General features: G+C 69.8%; 1 protein-coding gene. It reads right to left on the bottom strand.

Translation table 11 applies throughout. From position 1 onward, the window contains the following. A partial coding sequence (locus E1J50_RS26440; RefSeq protein WP_132257231.1) for a calcium-binding protein occupies positions 1-1618 on the bottom strand: 1618 nt, incomplete at both ends.

Raw genomic sequence — 1618 nt, 5'->3', positions numbered from 1 at the left:
CGGCCCTCGCGCCAGCCGAACTGGGCGTAGTGGTCGAGCGGGTTGATCCCAGCCCTGGCCACGTCCGGATTGGCGGCGAGATAGCCGTCCGTCGAGAAGAACGCGTTCGGGTCGCGGCCTTCGCGGGCGCCGTAGGCCGCATAATGGGCCTCGGGGTCGAGCCCGGCCGCGGCCACGTCCGGGTTCCGGATCAGGTAGAACAGGTCGTCCACCAGGGGCGACCCGTCGTTGACGTCGATGGTGCGGTCGCTGAACTGGAACTGCTCGATGCCCCGGAAGGTGTCGGTCCCCTCCGTGCCCGTGATCGTGATGGCACCGTCCGCCGTCACGCCGATGCTCGCCGCATTCAGCGCGAAGGAGAAGATCGCGCGGTCGGTACCGGCCCCGCCCGAGATGACGTCGTTGCCGGCTCCGCCGATGAAGCTGTCGTTGCCGGCCCCGCCCGAGAGGGTGTCGCTGCCGGCGCCGCCCACGAGGAAGTCGTTGGCCGTGCCCCCGGTGATGGTGTCGTTCCCCTGGCCGCCGTTGATGTAGTAGGAGCGCGAGCCCTGCACGGCCGTCAGGATGTCGTCGGCCTGCGTGCCGAGCGTAACGACCTCGAAGGCGTCGCCCCGCTGCACGCCGGAGACGAGGTCCCGCACGTCGAAGGTCGTTCCGGCCGCGGCCACGAAGGTGATGCCCTCGTCGTCGAACCGGCTGACGAGGCCCGCGAGGGCGCCGGCCGCATCCTCGGCCTGAAGCCGCACGGCGAGGCCGCCATCCTGGTTGGTGCCGGTGCTGGCATCGTTCGGGTTGTTGTTGCCGACCTCGGCCGAGGTGAAGGTCAGGCGGATCTGGCCGGCCGACGCCGCGGAGACGTTGACAATGTCGTCGCCCGCGCCGAGATCGATCGCGTCGCTGCCGTCCGTCGACACGTTGAAGATTGCAGTGTCGTTGCCTGCGCCACCGAAGATGGTGTCGGTGCCCGCCCCGCCGATAAAGCTGTCGTTGCCGTCGAGGCCCGAGAGGGTGTCGTTGCCGGCGCCGCCCACGAGGAAGTCGTTGGCCGTGCCCCCGGTGATGGTGTCGTTCCCCTGGCCGCCGTTGATGTAGTAGGAGCGCGAGCCCTGCACGGCCGTCAGGATGTCGTCGGCCTGCGTGCCGAGCGTAACGACCTCGAAGGCGTCGCCCCGCTGCACGCCGGAGACGAGGTCCCGCACGTCGAAGGTCGTTCCGGCCGCGGCCACGAAGGTGATGCCCTCGTCGTCGAACCGGCTGACGAGGCCCGCGAGGGCGCCGGCCGCATCCTCGGCCTGAAGCCGCACGGCGAGGCCGCCATCCTGGTTGGTGCCGGTGCTGGCATCGTTCGGGTTGTTGTTGCCGACCTCGGCCGAGGTGAAGGTCAGGCGGATCTGGCCGGCCGACGCCGCGGAGACGTTGACAATGTCGTCGCCCGCGCCGAGATCGATCGCGTCGCTGCCGTCCGTCGACACGTTGAAGATTGCAGTGTCGTTGCCTGCGCCACCGAAGATGGTGTCGGTGCCCGCCCCGCCGATAAAGCTGTCGTTGCCGTCGAGGCCCGAGAGGGTGTCGTTGCCGGCGCCGCCCACGAGGAAGTCGTTGGCCGTGCCCCCGGTGA

Source organism: Methylobacterium segetis, from assembly GCF_004348265.1.
Classification (GTDB): Bacteria; Pseudomonadota; Alphaproteobacteria; order Rhizobiales; family Beijerinckiaceae; genus Methylobacterium; species Methylobacterium segetis.
Note: the sequence above shows the minus strand (reverse complement) of the source record. Positions and strands in the feature narration are given on the sequence as shown.